The following is a 14,209-nucleotide window of genomic DNA, read 5'->3' on the forward strand; positions in this document are numbered from 1 at the left end:
GCCAATAATCAGTAAATTATTTTATTGATAATAATTATCGTTTGTATTACTATTATGCCACTTTGAATTTGGTCAATAATTAGGGTGTTATGGGTTCAACGGATTTTAAGACAGCACCACGCAATCTGACACTCATAGCACTCAGTGCTGTAGTTGGGTTACATGTACTTGCGGCAATGGCGCTAGTGACGATGACACCATCAACACCTGTGATTAAAGAGCAGGACATACCGCCTATTGAAATTCAGATGGTGAATCTGCCTATTGCTACACTTAAGCCTGAACTTATTGAGCAAGAAATAACAGTTGAGCCAGTTCCAGTTGAGCCAACAAAACCAGTGATTGACAAAAAACCAATCAATAAACCTATTCCAAAAAATGAGCCTAAAAAGTCAGAAGAAAAGCGGGTAGAGAAGCCAGCGCTGCCGCCCGAACCTAAAATCACACCAGAAGCTAAGCCAATCACAAAAGAGCTGCCACCAGAATCGGCTACTCATATAGAAGACATTAAAATAGAAAAAGCTGAGATAGCCACTACTGAGCCTGAACCAGTTATAACACTACAACCAAAACATATTATTGAAGATAAAGTGGTGACTGAAACGCGAGTAGAAAAAGAAGACCGTCCGATTATTGATAATAGCGCAGCGCAGACATTAGCAGAACAACAGCGTCAGATAGAAGTCATTAAGCAAGCAAAGCGGGCAGCTGAACAAGCAGCAATACGTGATACGCAACAAGCCGCCGAAAAAGCAGCACAAGAAAATGTCCAAGCAGCCAAACGTGCAGCAGCCGATCAAGAAGCGAAAGCAAAAGCAGATGCTAAAGCCAAGGCACGAGTAGAGACAGAGGCAAGAGAAAAAACAGTGGCGAGAGAAAAGTCAAAAGCGGACGTAGAAGCAAAAACAAAGGCAGAAGCCGCCAGTAATACTCCCATGAATTTTAGTGCCAGCAATGCCAATTGGTCATCAAAGCCAAACTTTAGCTTTCCTGATCGTGCCTCACGTAGTGCAAGCTCAGGCGATACCTTTAATCTTGTATTGCTGCTGCGGGTAAATAAGCAAGGCGGAATTGATAGCGTCAGTTTGGCTCAATCTTCTGGCAACGCCATATTAGACAGAGAAGCACTGCGTCAAGTACGTTCGGGCAAATTTAGACCTTTTATGAACAATGGCGTACCGGTGGTAGGGAATGTCACGCTGCCCGTTAGTTATGCTGTTCCTTGATAAGTTTGCATTCCTACAACACTAATTATAAAAATCCATTATTTATCGTGTCATCATAAAGTCAACAGCGCAAGTCGCAGCGGGTTTATGTCATTACACCATTTATTATCTATTGAGGAGTCTGCTATGGACTTTATGAGCTATTGGCAATACAGCGATATGGTGACCAAAAGCCTATTTTTTATACTCTTGGCACTTTCAGTCCTCTCTTGGGTGACCGGTATCCTTCGGGTGATTCAAAGTCGAAAAATGACCATGCAAGTTGCTGACGACTTAAGCCAGCAGCTGCAAAATAAAAGCCAGGCAATGTCAGAGCTTGATGCAACAGGACGCCGCTTGGTTACAGAGCAAGCCCTACTACAACATATCGGACGTTATCGTTATAACAGCGAGCGCGGTTTGCCTATTTTAGGGACAACTGCTGCTATTGCGCCATTTATCGGCTTATTTGGTACGGTATGGGGGATTTTTCACGCGCTGCATAATATTGGCGTCAGTGGTCAAGCTGGACTGGGTCAAGTGGCAGGACCAGTAGGTGAGGCGCTGATTATGACAGGGCTTGGCATTGCAGTTGCGATTCCAGCGGTGGTGTTTTATAACCTTGCCGTGCGTATTAACCGTCGTGTGTTGTATCAAGCTAACGATCGCGCTCATGAACTATTGGCACAATCTGCCCAGCTTAGCAGTAATCAATCAGCAGCAGGTGAACATACACCCGCGCTTAAATCACAAGTAGCAAAAAATATGGCAGCGACCAGTGCGACTAAACAGCCAACTAATAATGAAAGTACTGAATATCCTAAGTCAGTAACTTTACCCTAGTAAAGCTATTAAAACCAATGACACACGATTAAGAATATTATTGAGAGCGCTATGGCATTTCAGTTAGGAGATGATGACGTCCAAGGTATGAATGAGATGAACCTCATTCCGCTGATTGATGTCATGCTGGTATTGATGATTATCTTTTTATTGACCGCTACCGTGCTGAATCCCACGGTGCCGCTCGATTTACCCAAGACCAGTGCAGTCATCAATGAGCAACCTCCAGAAGTGATTCAAATCAGCATTGATAAAGATGCTGGAATCTTTTGGGATAGCGACCCTATTAGCATAGAAGAGTTGGACGCGCGCCTACAACAGCAAAGCGCTACAGGCAAAGACCCTGCCATTCAATTGCGTGCGGATAAAGACAGTAAATATGACACCGTCGCGCAAGTTTTAGCATCGGCAAGCCAAGCAGGATTGAGTAAAATTGCCTTTGTGAATGAATAAGCATTAATAAAGAATAAGCTAAACAAGCAGGCATCGTTATTTTGGTCACATAACTTGGTCACATAACTTGGTCAGATAAGTAACTGGGCAATATAAATAATGCCAGCAATAAGTAAGAAAATAAGCAGAATAATAATAAGAACAACGACAATAATAAGTCTTACCTCAAACCTCGCAGAAATAGCACTGCGAGGTTTTCTTTTTTATACGGTATTAAACTCCTGCAAAGTATCCACTGAAATACTGCACAAAAATAAGCTGAGCTTTATAATGAAGCTAATAAAGCTGTAGCTAAAAATTATCACTACCAGCCATAGCCTAAGGGGCGATAAGGATAGCCAAAGCGTCCAGAACCATAACCAAACGGCGATGGTGAATAATAGGGCGAACGTAAGTTATCGAGGTCACGTTGACGGATATAATAATAGCGCCCTTGTGAATAGGCCTCTTCTAACTTTTTAATACCGCTTAAGGGGCAAACAGGTTGCCAGTCATAACCTTCGCGACCCAGCTTATAAGCATTTAATTCGGTGCAATATTTTTTGAGCCCTTGCTGGCGACCTTGCTCCCAAACGATACGATTGGGCATTGCCCCAACGACACTGGCACAGCTATTAATATAGTGACCAAAGTAATCTCCTGAGCGACCCCGCAGCCCGTCGACATAACCCACTTCTTGCCAATTGCTGGCTTGGCACTGCTGCGGAGTTAGGCTTTGAGTTGTGGCACACCCTGATAATACCAATAGCGCCGCACCCATTAGTAAGAGTACGGTCAGAGGTTTAAAGATAGATAACAAAGGCAGATGCGGTGTTTTTATAATATTAGTCATAATAAACCTGCGCGCGTTTAAAATTATGGTTTATCATAGCATTTTTTATAATCAGTAACATTTGATATCTTGTTATTGAATTTAACTTAAATACGCTTAAACAGTTGATATTGCAGGTTAAATTATTAATACTGAGTTAAGGGTTTAAGTGGATATATATATGATCATTAAACTACCTACCTTGATTTATAAAGGTATATACCTATTTAAGTCTTGTTGATACGACCGACTAGACGCTAGCCGTCGTGAACCACTCTGTTAGTAAACTCTTCAGTAAAAAGGCTATATTGTCATGGGATTATGGATTGCCATTGCCATTGTACTATTTGTATTTGGGAGTATGATGGCGCTCAAACCGAGCGGTATCGACCAGCGCTTGGACAGGCTACGCATGACGGCGCGTCGGCTGGGACTCAATCCAAAGCTGGTGGCTTGTCCTGATTGGGTTAGAGGTCGTGACAATGAATACGGTCGCGGTATGCTGGGGCAATACGGCTTGGTGCTGGATAATGTGCAGATGCCGCACAGTCGTTATCAGGCAATCGAGGGACAATGGCGTCCAGATGTCAGTGACAAGGACAGCAATCAAATCACTAGCAATCAGAACGCGCCTGCAAGCTTTTATTTGGATAAAGTACCGCTGGCATTACCGCCATCGATTGAACCATTTGTCAAAGCGCTATTGATTAAAGCCAATAGCATTGTGATTTATTGGGAGGATATCGCCTATGTGCGTCCAGCGACCAATCCTAATTATAAATCGTTTGAGATTGAGCCAGATTTATTGGTACTAAAAGCACAGTTAGAGCAATGGGCGCTGCAAATGTAGGCAAGTTCACGCAGTCATGCTAACAGTGGAAGTCCTAATATCAGTAGCGCTAATGATTCTTTTACTACTAATAGTTCTACTCATGATAGCAATGGTATCAATAATAAAATGCTTAATAAAAGATAGTTTTTGGTAGTTATTTTAATGTGCATGTATACGTCTTATATAGGCTCCTTGGTATCTAATTATTGCCCGCTATTTTTATTTACGGTTGACATCTCAACTCTTAGCAGTGTAACGTCTTAACAAGTTTATCGCTCATTGACCATTTTTAGTTATGCTTTAACCTATTTTTATAGTCAAATTTTAAAAGCCGCGACCCTGATAATAATTTAATAAGCACAAAATACAGGGTGAGCTGCTCCTTTTTATTACCTTTAATTTAATTCATTTATTTTAACTCATTTATTTTGGTGTCGTCTCACATGGCAAAAACCACAAGTACAAAAAAAGCAGCATCTACAGCTGATTCGGCTGACAATAGCGCCAAAGGCAAATCATTGGTGATTGTTGAATCACCGGCTAAAGCAAAAACAATTAATAAATATTTGGGCAATGATTTTATCGTGCGCTCAAGTATTGGGCATGTGCGCGACTTGCCAGTAGGTGCCAGTAAAGGCGCTAAAAAAGCACCCACTAAAAAAGATGAGAGCTTAACTAAAGAAGAGAAGACGCAGCAAGCGCTGGTACGACGTATGGGCGTAGACCCTGAACATGGGTGGGCTGCCACTTATGAAGTGTTGCCAAACAAAACCAAAGTGATTAAAGAGTTAAAGGCGCTTGCTAAAGACGCCGATAAAATCTATCTGGCAACGGATATGGACAGAGAAGGGGAAGCCATCGCTTGGCATTTGAAAGAAGTGATTGGCGGTGCTGATAGCAAATATGAGCGCGTGGTATTTAATGAGATTACCAAAACTGCCATTCAAAATGCCTTTAAACAACCCTCAAAGCTTGATATCGACCGCGTCAATGCTCAGCAAGCGCGGCGCTTTTTAGACCGTGTGGTTGGCTTTATGGTATCGCCACTATTATGGCAAAAAGTTGCTCGTGGACTCTCCGCAGGTCGTGTGCAGTCGGTAGCGATGCGTTTGGTCGTTGAGCGTGAACATGAAATTCGCGCCTTTATTCCTGAAGAATACTGGCAGATTTTTGCAGATACTCATATCGCCACGGATAAAAAAGGCGCAGAGCAAACGCCCATCCGGCTAGAAGCCACCAAACAAGATGGCAAACCGTTGAAGTTGGTGAATAAAGAACAGACCGATAAAGTATTAGAAGTACTAAATACTGCAAGTTATATTGTCAAAGAACGTGAAGAAAAACCGACGCAATCAAAACCAAGCGCGCCCTTTATTACTTCGACATTGCAACAAGCCGCCAGTACGCGTTTGGGTTTTTCAGTGAAAAAGACCATGATTTTGGCGCAGCGTCTGTATGAAGCTGGTCATATTACTTATATGCGTACCGACTCGACTTTCCTATCAGGCGATGCGCTCAATGCCGTGCGTGGATATGTAGAAGACAATTACGGTGCAAAATATATACCTGAAAAGCCTAATTTTTATGGCAATAAACAAGGTGCACAAGAGGCACATGAAGCGATTCGTCCCTCTGATGTCAATGTGAAGTCGACTCAGCTAACCAGTGTTGAGCGTGATGCCAGTCGTTTGTATGAGTTAATCTGGCGTCAGTTTGTGGCTTGTCAGATGACTCCAGCGAAATATCTATCAGTGAATTTATTTGTAGCAGCAGATGACGTTGAGCTAAAAGCACGCGGTCGTACGATGGTTTTTGATGGCTATACTAGAGTGCTATCGCCTGCCAAAATGGACGATACTTTACTGCCTGATGTCAAAAAAGGCGACGAGCTGATTTTAGATAAGCTTGATCCCAGTCAGCATTTTACCAAGCCTGCACCGCGCTTTACCGAAGCAAGTTTGGTCAAAGAGCTTGAGAAAAAAGGTATTGGTCGTCCCTCGACGTATGCGTCTATTATCTCAACCATTCAAGATCGCGGCTATGTAAAGCTTGAAAACAAGCGTCTGTTTGCTGAAAAAATGGGTGATATCGTCACGGATAGATTGACGGCAAGTTTTCCGGATTTAATGGATTATACCTTTACTGCTGCGTTAGAAGACAAGCTCGATCACGTGGCGGAAGGCGAACAAGACTGGAAAGATGTCTTAGATAATTTCTATGATGACTTTAAGGTCAAGCTTGAGCGCGCGAAAGACAAAGACGGCATGCGCCCAAATGACCCAACCGATGTACCAGATGTCCATTGCGACTTGTGTGATCGTCCGATGCAGTTACGTACGGGTTCAACAGGGGTATTCTTAGGCTGTACTGGCTATAACTTGCCACCAAAAGAGCGCTGTAAAGGCACGAAAAACCTCATGCCAGTTGAAGCTTTTGCCAATCTTGATGACCCAGAAGGCGAGGATGAAACCGCTGAAGTCAAAGATTTGATGGAGAAAAAACGCTGTCCGAAATGTAGCACGGCAATGAATGGCTATATCGTTGATGGCGGGTTAAAACTGCATGTTTGTGGTAACAATCCAGATTGTGACGGTTATGTGTTAGAAGAAGGCAAGTTTGAAGTACCGGGTTCGGATTCTCCCACCATCGATTGCAATAAGTGCGATGGGCAAATGGAGCTAAAGACCGGACGTTTTGGTCCTTATTTTGCGTGTCAGCAGTGTGACAATACCCGTAAAGTGCTCAAAACGGGTGAAGCGGCACCACCGCGAATGGATCCAATTCATCTTCCAGAATTAAAATCAGTTAAGCACGAAGACTATTTTATTTTACGTGAAGGTGCAGCGGGTATGTTCTTAGCCGCTTCTAAATTTCCAAAGATTCGTGAGACGCGTCCACCTAAGCTTGCCGAGCTGCGGGAGATTAAAGATAAAATGGAAGAGAAGTTCCAGTATTTATTTGCAGGACCTGATGAAGATCCAGAAGGTAACCCAACTATTCTGCGTTGGTCACGCAAGAAAAAAGAGCAATATATTGGCTCAGAGAAAAACGGTAAAGCCACGCGTTGGGGCGTATACTGGCGTAATGGCGAATGGGTAGAAGAGTAATCTTATCCATCGCTTAATCCATAATAAGCACTCAATAAAAAACCTCTTAGCGTCTAAGAGGTTTTTTTATATCATAAATATTTTTAAAGAGAGAATCTATTAAATCTTTTCAATGATACCGCAAGCAATACGGTCACCTGATGCACCCGCTGGCTGGCTCATATAATCATCTGCACCGCCATGCACGATAAATGCCAAACGGTTGACGCTATATTTACCAGTGTCAGCAGCTGAGATTTTTTTATTCACATAGTTAATGGTAGCAATACCCTCACTATTTGCCGTTAGATTCGGTAAGTCACCAGCATGACCATTCATATTATCAGGGTGCGCGTGCGGCTTATTATCAGGATTAAAGTGACCTCCTGCGCCTTTGCCCATCATATCGCAGCTTCCGGTTTCATGAATATGCAGAGCAACGGTCTGACCGGGCGTCAAATTCATCAATTTACCATAGACTTGTACCCCGCCATCAACAGGGCGCAAAAACATTTGACCGACCTCCGTTTTTTTGGCATCAGTGGTTTTAAGGGTCGATTTTAGGACTGGCTGACCGCTTTGATTATCTGTTTTTATTTGTCCATTTGTACTTTGGCAACCTGTTACTGCTAAAGCAGAACCACATAATAGAGCACTTGCAAGCATCAATTTATTCATTATTATCTCCATTTATATTTAAGAGTATCAGACATTTATCATTTCTTCCTAGATCTTAATTAGTATAGCGAAGCACGCAGTTTAGATATCCATTAGTAGCGCAACAAAGCGTTACTATATGTAAGCTGCCGCTAACATAAAGACTCATGGCAATCACAGAAGATTAAGATGAGCTAACGAAATGAAATGGTAAATATGGTAGTAGTACGGCAAAATAGATTTTTTATAACAACAATATTTAATAATAACTAAGTTAATAATAATTGGGAGTGATCATGAAATACTTGTTTAAATTAGCAGGTTCTACTGCATTGGTGTTCGGCATGTTAGGGGCTGGAACTGTCACCGTGCAAGCGGCAACGCAGACAGCAACGAAAGCAGCAAATATTGAATATAGTGCTGACTGCGGTATGAAAGAATTGCGTATGGATAAAGGTCGCTATGACATTAATCGTGCCGGTGCAGTGAAGGGTAGCAGTTACTGCGAATACTACTTTTACGCTAAAAAAGGGCAGAAGGTAAGCGCCACTTTAATTGGTAACGATGATTTATACCCTATATTGTATAGTAGCAATTTACCAGATTTAAGCACGCAAACAGTCACCCTTGATAAAACGGGTAAGCATACCATTCGAGTGCTACAGCCACGCAATCAAGCGCGTGACAGCAATACGCCCAAGCCGTATTATCTGACGGTCACGATTAAGTAAGATTTTTTTCATAAGATTTATGGATAGTTAAAGCACAGTCAATATGAATAAAAAAGCCAAGCATTTATTGCTCGGCTTTTTTGCGTTTTAAATTTGAACTAACGCTGTGGTTTTTCTTCATTTTGCCAAATTAAGGTTTCGCCTGATTCCATCGTTTGCAATAGGTTGTAACGTGGAAACTCGGTTTGGTTTTTTGATTCCAGTTTTTTTGATTCTAGCTTTTTGGCTTGTAAGTTTAACGTGAGATTACTGCTACTATCCTGCATTAACTTAAATAGAGCGGTCTCAATGCGATTGCCTGTTTCGCCGCAGCCCATTACGGTACTGACGATGATGCCAACTTTAAAGCTATTATCGCTTAGTAAGAAATAAGGCGCACGAGAGCCATTACAACCCGAGCTAAAAGATGCATAGTGACTGTCAGGCCAACTCTCAAAGCTCGCTGAAATAGGGTGATCAGGATGATAAAAGTTGCCCAAAGGTTTTCTAATTAATTGACCTTTATCATCACGGTAGTTGTTAACGGCGCTGACCAGTTGCCAATCGTACTGTTCCAATAGCTCGTTAGTAATGGCTAATCCGGTAGGAGCCGATAGTGACTTTGCTAAACCGGTAAAGATTAAGCGATTGCCATCTTCTATATTAAGCGCCAAGCGTTTAGGAGCGGATTGCGTATCAATAGGCATTGTTTTTAAGATTGGCAATAACTCAAAATTAAGTCTAATAGGAATGTTTTTGGCAATTAAAGTTTGGATGTTGTTAACATCTTTAATGGCAGTATTATTGTTAGGGTTATTGTCATCGTTACAAGTCGTTGGAACTTTACCAAGGTGAGAATAATAAGGGTAAGGTGGCGCGGACATCGAATGAAAATCCATCCTATACTGATCACAGCTTTGGTAAAGGCTAATGGAACTGGGTTCTACTTGTAAAGTAATCGGCACAAAATCTGCGATATTGATAGTGTCACCGTTTTGATTGATCACTTGTGTTAATTGCCAGTCATAATGAGCTGACCATTGCATAACTTGCGATTTTTTTACTGTCGTCTCATCTGTAATTTTAGAGTTATTTTGAATAGGGGTTGTATTGATGATGGCAGCGGTCAGCTGAGCCTTTGCAACAGAAGTGGATTGACAGCCTATTAGACCTATTGAAAACGATACAACTGAACATACGTATAGAGCTGAATGGTCTAACATTATAGTTATTACCAAATAAACATTTGTCTAAAATATAGCATGATATTTTAATAAGATTGTTGCTTATTATTACCAAAAAAAAGCCGCCTATCATAGTGATAAGCGGCTTTTATAATGCTAACTATAACAATCATTTAATTAATTATGCAGCGCTTGACCTTTGGTTTTATCGACCGTCACTTTGGCAGGTTTAAGCGGTTTTGGCATACTGACCAATGCCACTTTTAAGATTTCATCAATTGTCGCAACAGGTTGAATGGTCAAGCCTTCTTTGACGTTATCAGGGATATCGGCTAAATCGCGTTCATTGGTATCTGGAATCAACACGTGCTTGATACCGCCGCGATGTGCCGCAAGTAGCTTTTCTTTAAGACCGCCAATGCGCAGGATTTTACCACGTAAGGTAATCTCTCCAGTCATGGCAATATCTGGACGGATAGCAATACCAGTTAATGCCGAAACCAGTGCTGTCGTTAGCGCGCCACCTGCCGATGGACCGTCTTTAGGTGTGGCACCTTCTGGCATATGGACATGAACATCGGTGGTTTTAAAGGTTTCGTAGTCGATGCCTAAGCTATCACCACGCGCTCGAACCACACTCATTGCAGCGCGAATGGATTCTTTCATCACGTCACCTAACGAGCCAGTAAAGATAAGCTCGCCTTTACCTTTCATGGCAACGGCTTCAATGGTAAGTAGCTCGCCGCCAACTTGCGTCCAAGCAAGACCAGTAATACGACCAATCTCTGGCTCTTCTTCAGCTAGACCATAGTCGTATTGATGGACACCAAGATAGTCATCAATATTAGTATCGTCAACCACGATGAGCTTACGCTCGTCTTTTTTCGGTGCACGCGCGCCATTGGTCTCAACCGCGCCGCGAACCACTTTACGGCAGATTTTATTGACTTCACGTTCGAGATTACGCACGCCAGCTTCACGCGTGTAACTGCGCACAATGCTGTGCAATGCTGCTTCAACAATCTCAATCTCGCCTTCTTTTAGACCATTATTCTTAATGGCTTTTGGCACGAGATATTTTTTGGCGATACTCACTTTTTCATCTTCGGTATAGCCTGGCAAGCGAATGACTTCCATACGGTCAAGTAGGGCAGCCGGAATGTCCATACTGTTGGCAGTACAGATAAACATAACTTGCGATAAGTCCAAATCCATATCTAGATAATGGTCGTTAAAGCTATGATTTTGTGACGGGTCAAGTACTTCTAATAAGGCTGATGCCGGATCACCACGGAAGTCTTGCGCCATTTTATCAATTTCATCTAACAAAAATAGCGGGTTTTTGACTTCGGCTTTAGATAGTGATTGCACGATTTTACCCGGCATCGCACCGATATATGTACGGCGATGACCACGAATTTCGGCTTCATCACGCACGCCGCCCAGCGCCATACGGATAAACTTACGACCTGTCGCGCGCGCAATAGATTCGCCTAATGACGTTTTACCCACACCTGGAGGACCAACAAGACAAAGAATAGGACCACGGAGTTTTTTGACGCGTGATTGTACGGCTAAGTATTCTAAGATGCGGTCTTTCACATCCTGCAAGCCATAATGGTCTTCATCCAAGATGGTTTTGGCTTTATCTAAATTGATAGAAACTTTGGTCGTTGCATTCCACGGCGTGTCTAAAATCCACTCAATATAAGTGCGCACGACTGACGACTCAGAGGACGCAGGCGGCATCATCTTGAGCTTTTTCATTTCTTGTTCAGCTTTTTTGCGCACATCTTCTGGCAAGTCCGCTTCATCTAAGCGTTGTTCCAGCTCACTAATATCGTCATCACTATCAAATGCGCCGTCATTCATATCTGACAGCTCATTTTTAATGGCTTTCATCTTCTCATTTAAGAAGTATTCGCGCTGATTGTCTTCCATCTGCTGACGAACCGCGTCTTGAATGTCTTGCTCAATATTTTGCTCAGCGCTTTGTTTGACCAAATATTCGGTCAAGGTGTTGATATGCGCTTTGAGATCATCTTTTTCTAAAAATGACTGTTTAACGTCCAAATCCATTGATACGCGGGTTGAGATAAAATACACCAACTCAAGCAAGTCGTCGATACGCTTCGCAACTCGCGTTAACTCGCGCGCATTACGCAAACGGGCATCGGCATAACTTTCAAATAAGCCAGTTAACGCTTTAATGGTGTTTTTTTGCTGGCTGTTATCCATTGCGACATCAAGGTCAGCACGCTCAAACTTTGCCATCAACACGTCATCATGGTCTTCTAGCGCATCGACGCGCGCGCGGTATTGACCTTCGATAAGCACTTTAATACAGTTCTCATCGCTATCATGCGGCATGGTGCTTACGATGCGGCAAACGGTGCCGTATTGATATAAGTTGTCTTGGTCAATATCTTCAGTAAGCGAATCTTTTTGCGCCACAACCAGTACTTTATCGCCATATTCGGCTTGTGCCAATTCAACCGCTTTCACCGATGGCGCACGACCAACGAATAATGCAATTTGCATATGCGGATAAACGACAACATCACGTAGCGCCAGTAACGGCAAATAGGTTTCAGGTTTATCGCTCTCTGTGGTCAAAGTATCATTTTCTTCGACTGTTGATTCATTTTCTGTCTCAACGTCAGTGTTGATGTCAATGTTGTCTTTATCAATATTATAGTCAGTCATATTTTCTAGTTCCTTATTAACCAGACTTGCAAAGTCAAGTTGGTAGCTCATGTTTAAATAAATGGTGCCCCTGATAAAAATTGCAAGGCTCGTCATTCAACAGGGTTAAAAATATTGGCGATTGACTGCCTGTTTGTTAGGTTGTGCGCGTAGGTTTTGAGGTAAAAATCAGGTAAACTGGCGCGTCTTTATCATGGGCAACACTATTCTCAACAATTAGCACGCGTGTTTAAGACCGCAAAGTTAGAAAACGGGTTAACACTAAGTAATAAATCACAGAGTAAAAAGGGAAAAATATGACCATCAATGCGGTGCTACTGGCAGTCGTCATCATGCTAGGGCTGTCACTGGCGCGGGTACACGTGGTACTCAGCTTACTGATTGGGGCAATTGCTGGCGGTTTAATAGCAGGCATGGGCTTGACGGATACGTTGACTGCCTTTCAAGATGGTATCAAAAATGGTGCACAGATTGCGCTGTCTTATGCGTTACTTGGGGCATTTGCCGTCGCGATTGCGCATTCAGGCTTGCCACAGTCGTTGGCAGGGGCAGTGATTAAGCGTATTGATGCGGGCGGTACAGGCGGCATGATTAAGTATATGCTGTTTGCTGGTTTGGTGATGATGAGCTGCTTTAGCCAAAATTTAATCCCGATTCATATTGCCTTTATTCCGCTACTTGTACCGCCATTGTTATTGGCATTTAACCGGATGCATATTGATAGACGGCTGATTGCGTGTTTGATTACCTTTGGGTTGGTGACCACGTATATGTTCATCCCTTATGGGTTTGGCGATATTTATCTCAACCAAATCATGCTAAAAAATGTCGGCGAAGCGGGCATTGATGTCAGTAATATCTCTGTCACTAAAGCTATGGCAATTCCGGCGTTAGGGATGGTGGTCGGACTATTAACTGCGATATTTATCAGTTATCGCAAGCCACGTCATTATGCGCAGTTGGCAATGGATAAAGCGGCACATGATGAGGCGTTGGAGAACGATGCGTTAAGTAAAACTGCCGCTCGCGCCCAAGCGCAAACTAAGCGCAAAACATTGGTTGCCATTGCGGCGATTGTAATTGCCTTTGTCGTGCAGATGTATACCGACTCATTATTGCTCGGCTCGATGTTTGGCTTTGGTGTGTTTATGGCAACGGGCGTGGTTAAGTGGCGTGACGCCGATACGGTCTTTAATGACGGTATCAAGCTGATGGCGATGATTGGTTTTATTATGATTACTGCGCAAGGTTTCGCTGAAGTCATGAAAGCAACCGACCAAATTCAACCCTTAGTGGATGGGGCGACGGCTGTTTTTGGCGGTAATAAAGCGATGGCAGCCTTTGTTATGCTGTTACTGGGTTTAATTGTGACAATGGGCATCGGCTCATCATTCTCGACCATTCCCATTTTGGCAGCGATTTATGTGCCGCTGTGTATTTCGCTCGGCTTTTCGCCATTGGCTACGGTTGCGATTGTCGGTACGGCTGGCGCGCTTGGCGATGCCGGTTCGCCTGCCTCTGATTCTACGTTGGGACCGACTTCTGGTCTAAACGTCGACGGGCAGCATGACCATATTAAGGACAGTGTGATACCAACCTTTCTCCATTACAACATTCCGTTATTAATATTTGGTTGGATTGCGGCAATGGTGCTTTAATAAAATAAGTGCTTTAAACGCTAAGATAGAATTTCAAATTGCTGTAAAAGGCGAGTATAGCTTA

Annotated in this window: 11 protein-coding genes; 7 read left to right on the forward strand and 4 right to left on the reverse strand. The window is 42.9% G+C overall.

Annotated features, from left to right (window positions below):
• Nucleotides 1-89: 89 nt before the first annotated feature.
• The 3 genes from AAEY78_RS07125 (at nucleotide 90) to AAEY78_RS07135 (ending at nucleotide 2,501) form a co-directional block, all read left to right on the forward strand.
• Nucleotides 90-1,226 (forward strand): TonB family protein, encoded by a 1,137-nt coding sequence (locus AAEY78_RS07125; protein ID WP_352338508.1) that lies wholly within the window; start codon nucleotides 90-92, stop codon nucleotides 1,224-1,226.
• 87 nt (nucleotides 1,227-1,313) lie between these two features.
• The gene (locus AAEY78_RS07130; RefSeq protein WP_502943703.1) at nucleotides 1,314-2,048 is read left to right on the forward strand and encodes a MotA/TolQ/ExbB proton channel family protein; all 735 of its coding nucleotides are present in this window, start codon (nucleotides 1,314-1,316) and stop codon (nucleotides 2,046-2,048) included.
• A 51-nt stretch (nucleotides 2,049-2,099) separates the two neighbouring features.
• Entirely contained in the window at nucleotides 2,100-2,501 is a 402-nt protein-coding gene (locus tag AAEY78_RS07135; RefSeq protein ID WP_352338510.1) for an ExbD/TolR family protein, read from the forward strand.
• 304 nt (nucleotides 2,502-2,805) lie between these two features.
• Here the strand turns inward: AAEY78_RS07135 and AAEY78_RS07140 are convergent, their stop codons facing one another.
• Complete coding sequence (locus tag AAEY78_RS07140) at nucleotides 2,806-3,333, reverse strand: DUF2799 domain-containing protein (RefSeq protein ID WP_352338512.1); 528 nt, start codon at nucleotides 3,331-3,333, stop codon at nucleotides 2,806-2,808.
• Nucleotides 3,334-3,625: 292 nt separating this feature from the next.
• On the opposite strand from AAEY78_RS07140, the gene AAEY78_RS07145 reads away from it, so the two are divergent.
• Together AAEY78_RS07145 and topA are read left to right on the forward strand one after the other, a co-directional pair.
• Nucleotides 3,626-4,162, forward strand: coding sequence for a hypothetical protein (locus AAEY78_RS07145; protein ID WP_352338514.1), 537 nt, complete (start codon nucleotides 3,626-3,628; stop codon nucleotides 4,160-4,162).
• Between the two features lie 425 nt (nucleotides 4,163-4,587).
• Entirely contained in the window at nucleotides 4,588-7,251 is a 2,664-nt protein-coding gene (gene topA / locus AAEY78_RS07150) for a type I DNA topoisomerase (RefSeq protein WP_352338515.1), read from the forward strand.
• A gap of 99 nt (nucleotides 7,252-7,350) precedes the next feature.
• Here the strand turns inward: topA and AAEY78_RS07155 are convergent, their stop codons facing one another.
• Nucleotides 7,351-7,908 (reverse strand): superoxide dismutase family protein, encoded by a 558-nt coding sequence (locus AAEY78_RS07155; RefSeq protein WP_352338517.1) that lies wholly within the window; start codon nucleotides 7,906-7,908, stop codon nucleotides 7,351-7,353.
• A gap of 275 nt (nucleotides 7,909-8,183) precedes the next feature.
• Between AAEY78_RS07155 and AAEY78_RS07160 the strand changes: the two genes are divergently transcribed.
• Nucleotides 8,184-8,618: a hypothetical protein gene (locus AAEY78_RS07160; protein ID WP_352338519.1), complete on the forward strand. Its 435-nt coding sequence runs from the start codon at nucleotides 8,184-8,186 to the stop codon at nucleotides 8,616-8,618.
• Between the two features lie 98 nt (nucleotides 8,619-8,716).
• On the opposite strand, the gene AAEY78_RS07165 is transcribed toward AAEY78_RS07160, so the two are convergent.
• Together AAEY78_RS07165 and lon are read right to left on the reverse strand one after the other, a co-directional pair.
• The gene (locus tag AAEY78_RS07165) at nucleotides 8,717-9,820 is read right to left on the reverse strand and encodes an META domain-containing protein (protein ID WP_352338521.1); all 1,104 of its coding nucleotides are present in this window, start codon (nucleotides 9,818-9,820) and stop codon (nucleotides 8,717-8,719) included.
• 138 nt (nucleotides 9,821-9,958) lie between these two features.
• Nucleotides 9,959-12,487 (reverse strand): endopeptidase La, encoded by a 2,529-nt coding sequence (gene lon / locus AAEY78_RS07170; protein ID WP_352338522.1) that lies wholly within the window; start codon nucleotides 12,485-12,487, stop codon nucleotides 9,959-9,961.
• Nucleotides 12,488-12,783: 296 nt separating this feature from the next.
• Between lon and AAEY78_RS07175 the strand changes: the two genes are divergently transcribed.
• Nucleotides 12,784-14,145: a Na+/H+ antiporter family protein gene (locus AAEY78_RS07175; protein WP_352338524.1), complete on the forward strand. Its 1,362-nt coding sequence runs from the start codon at nucleotides 12,784-12,786 to the stop codon at nucleotides 14,143-14,145.
• Nucleotides 14,146-14,209: the final 64 nt, after the last annotated feature.

Origin of the sequence: Psychrobacter sp. 16-MNA-CIBAN-0192 (genome assembly GCF_040309565.1) — a bacterium.
Classification (GTDB): Bacteria; Pseudomonadota; Gammaproteobacteria; order Pseudomonadales; family Moraxellaceae; genus Psychrobacter.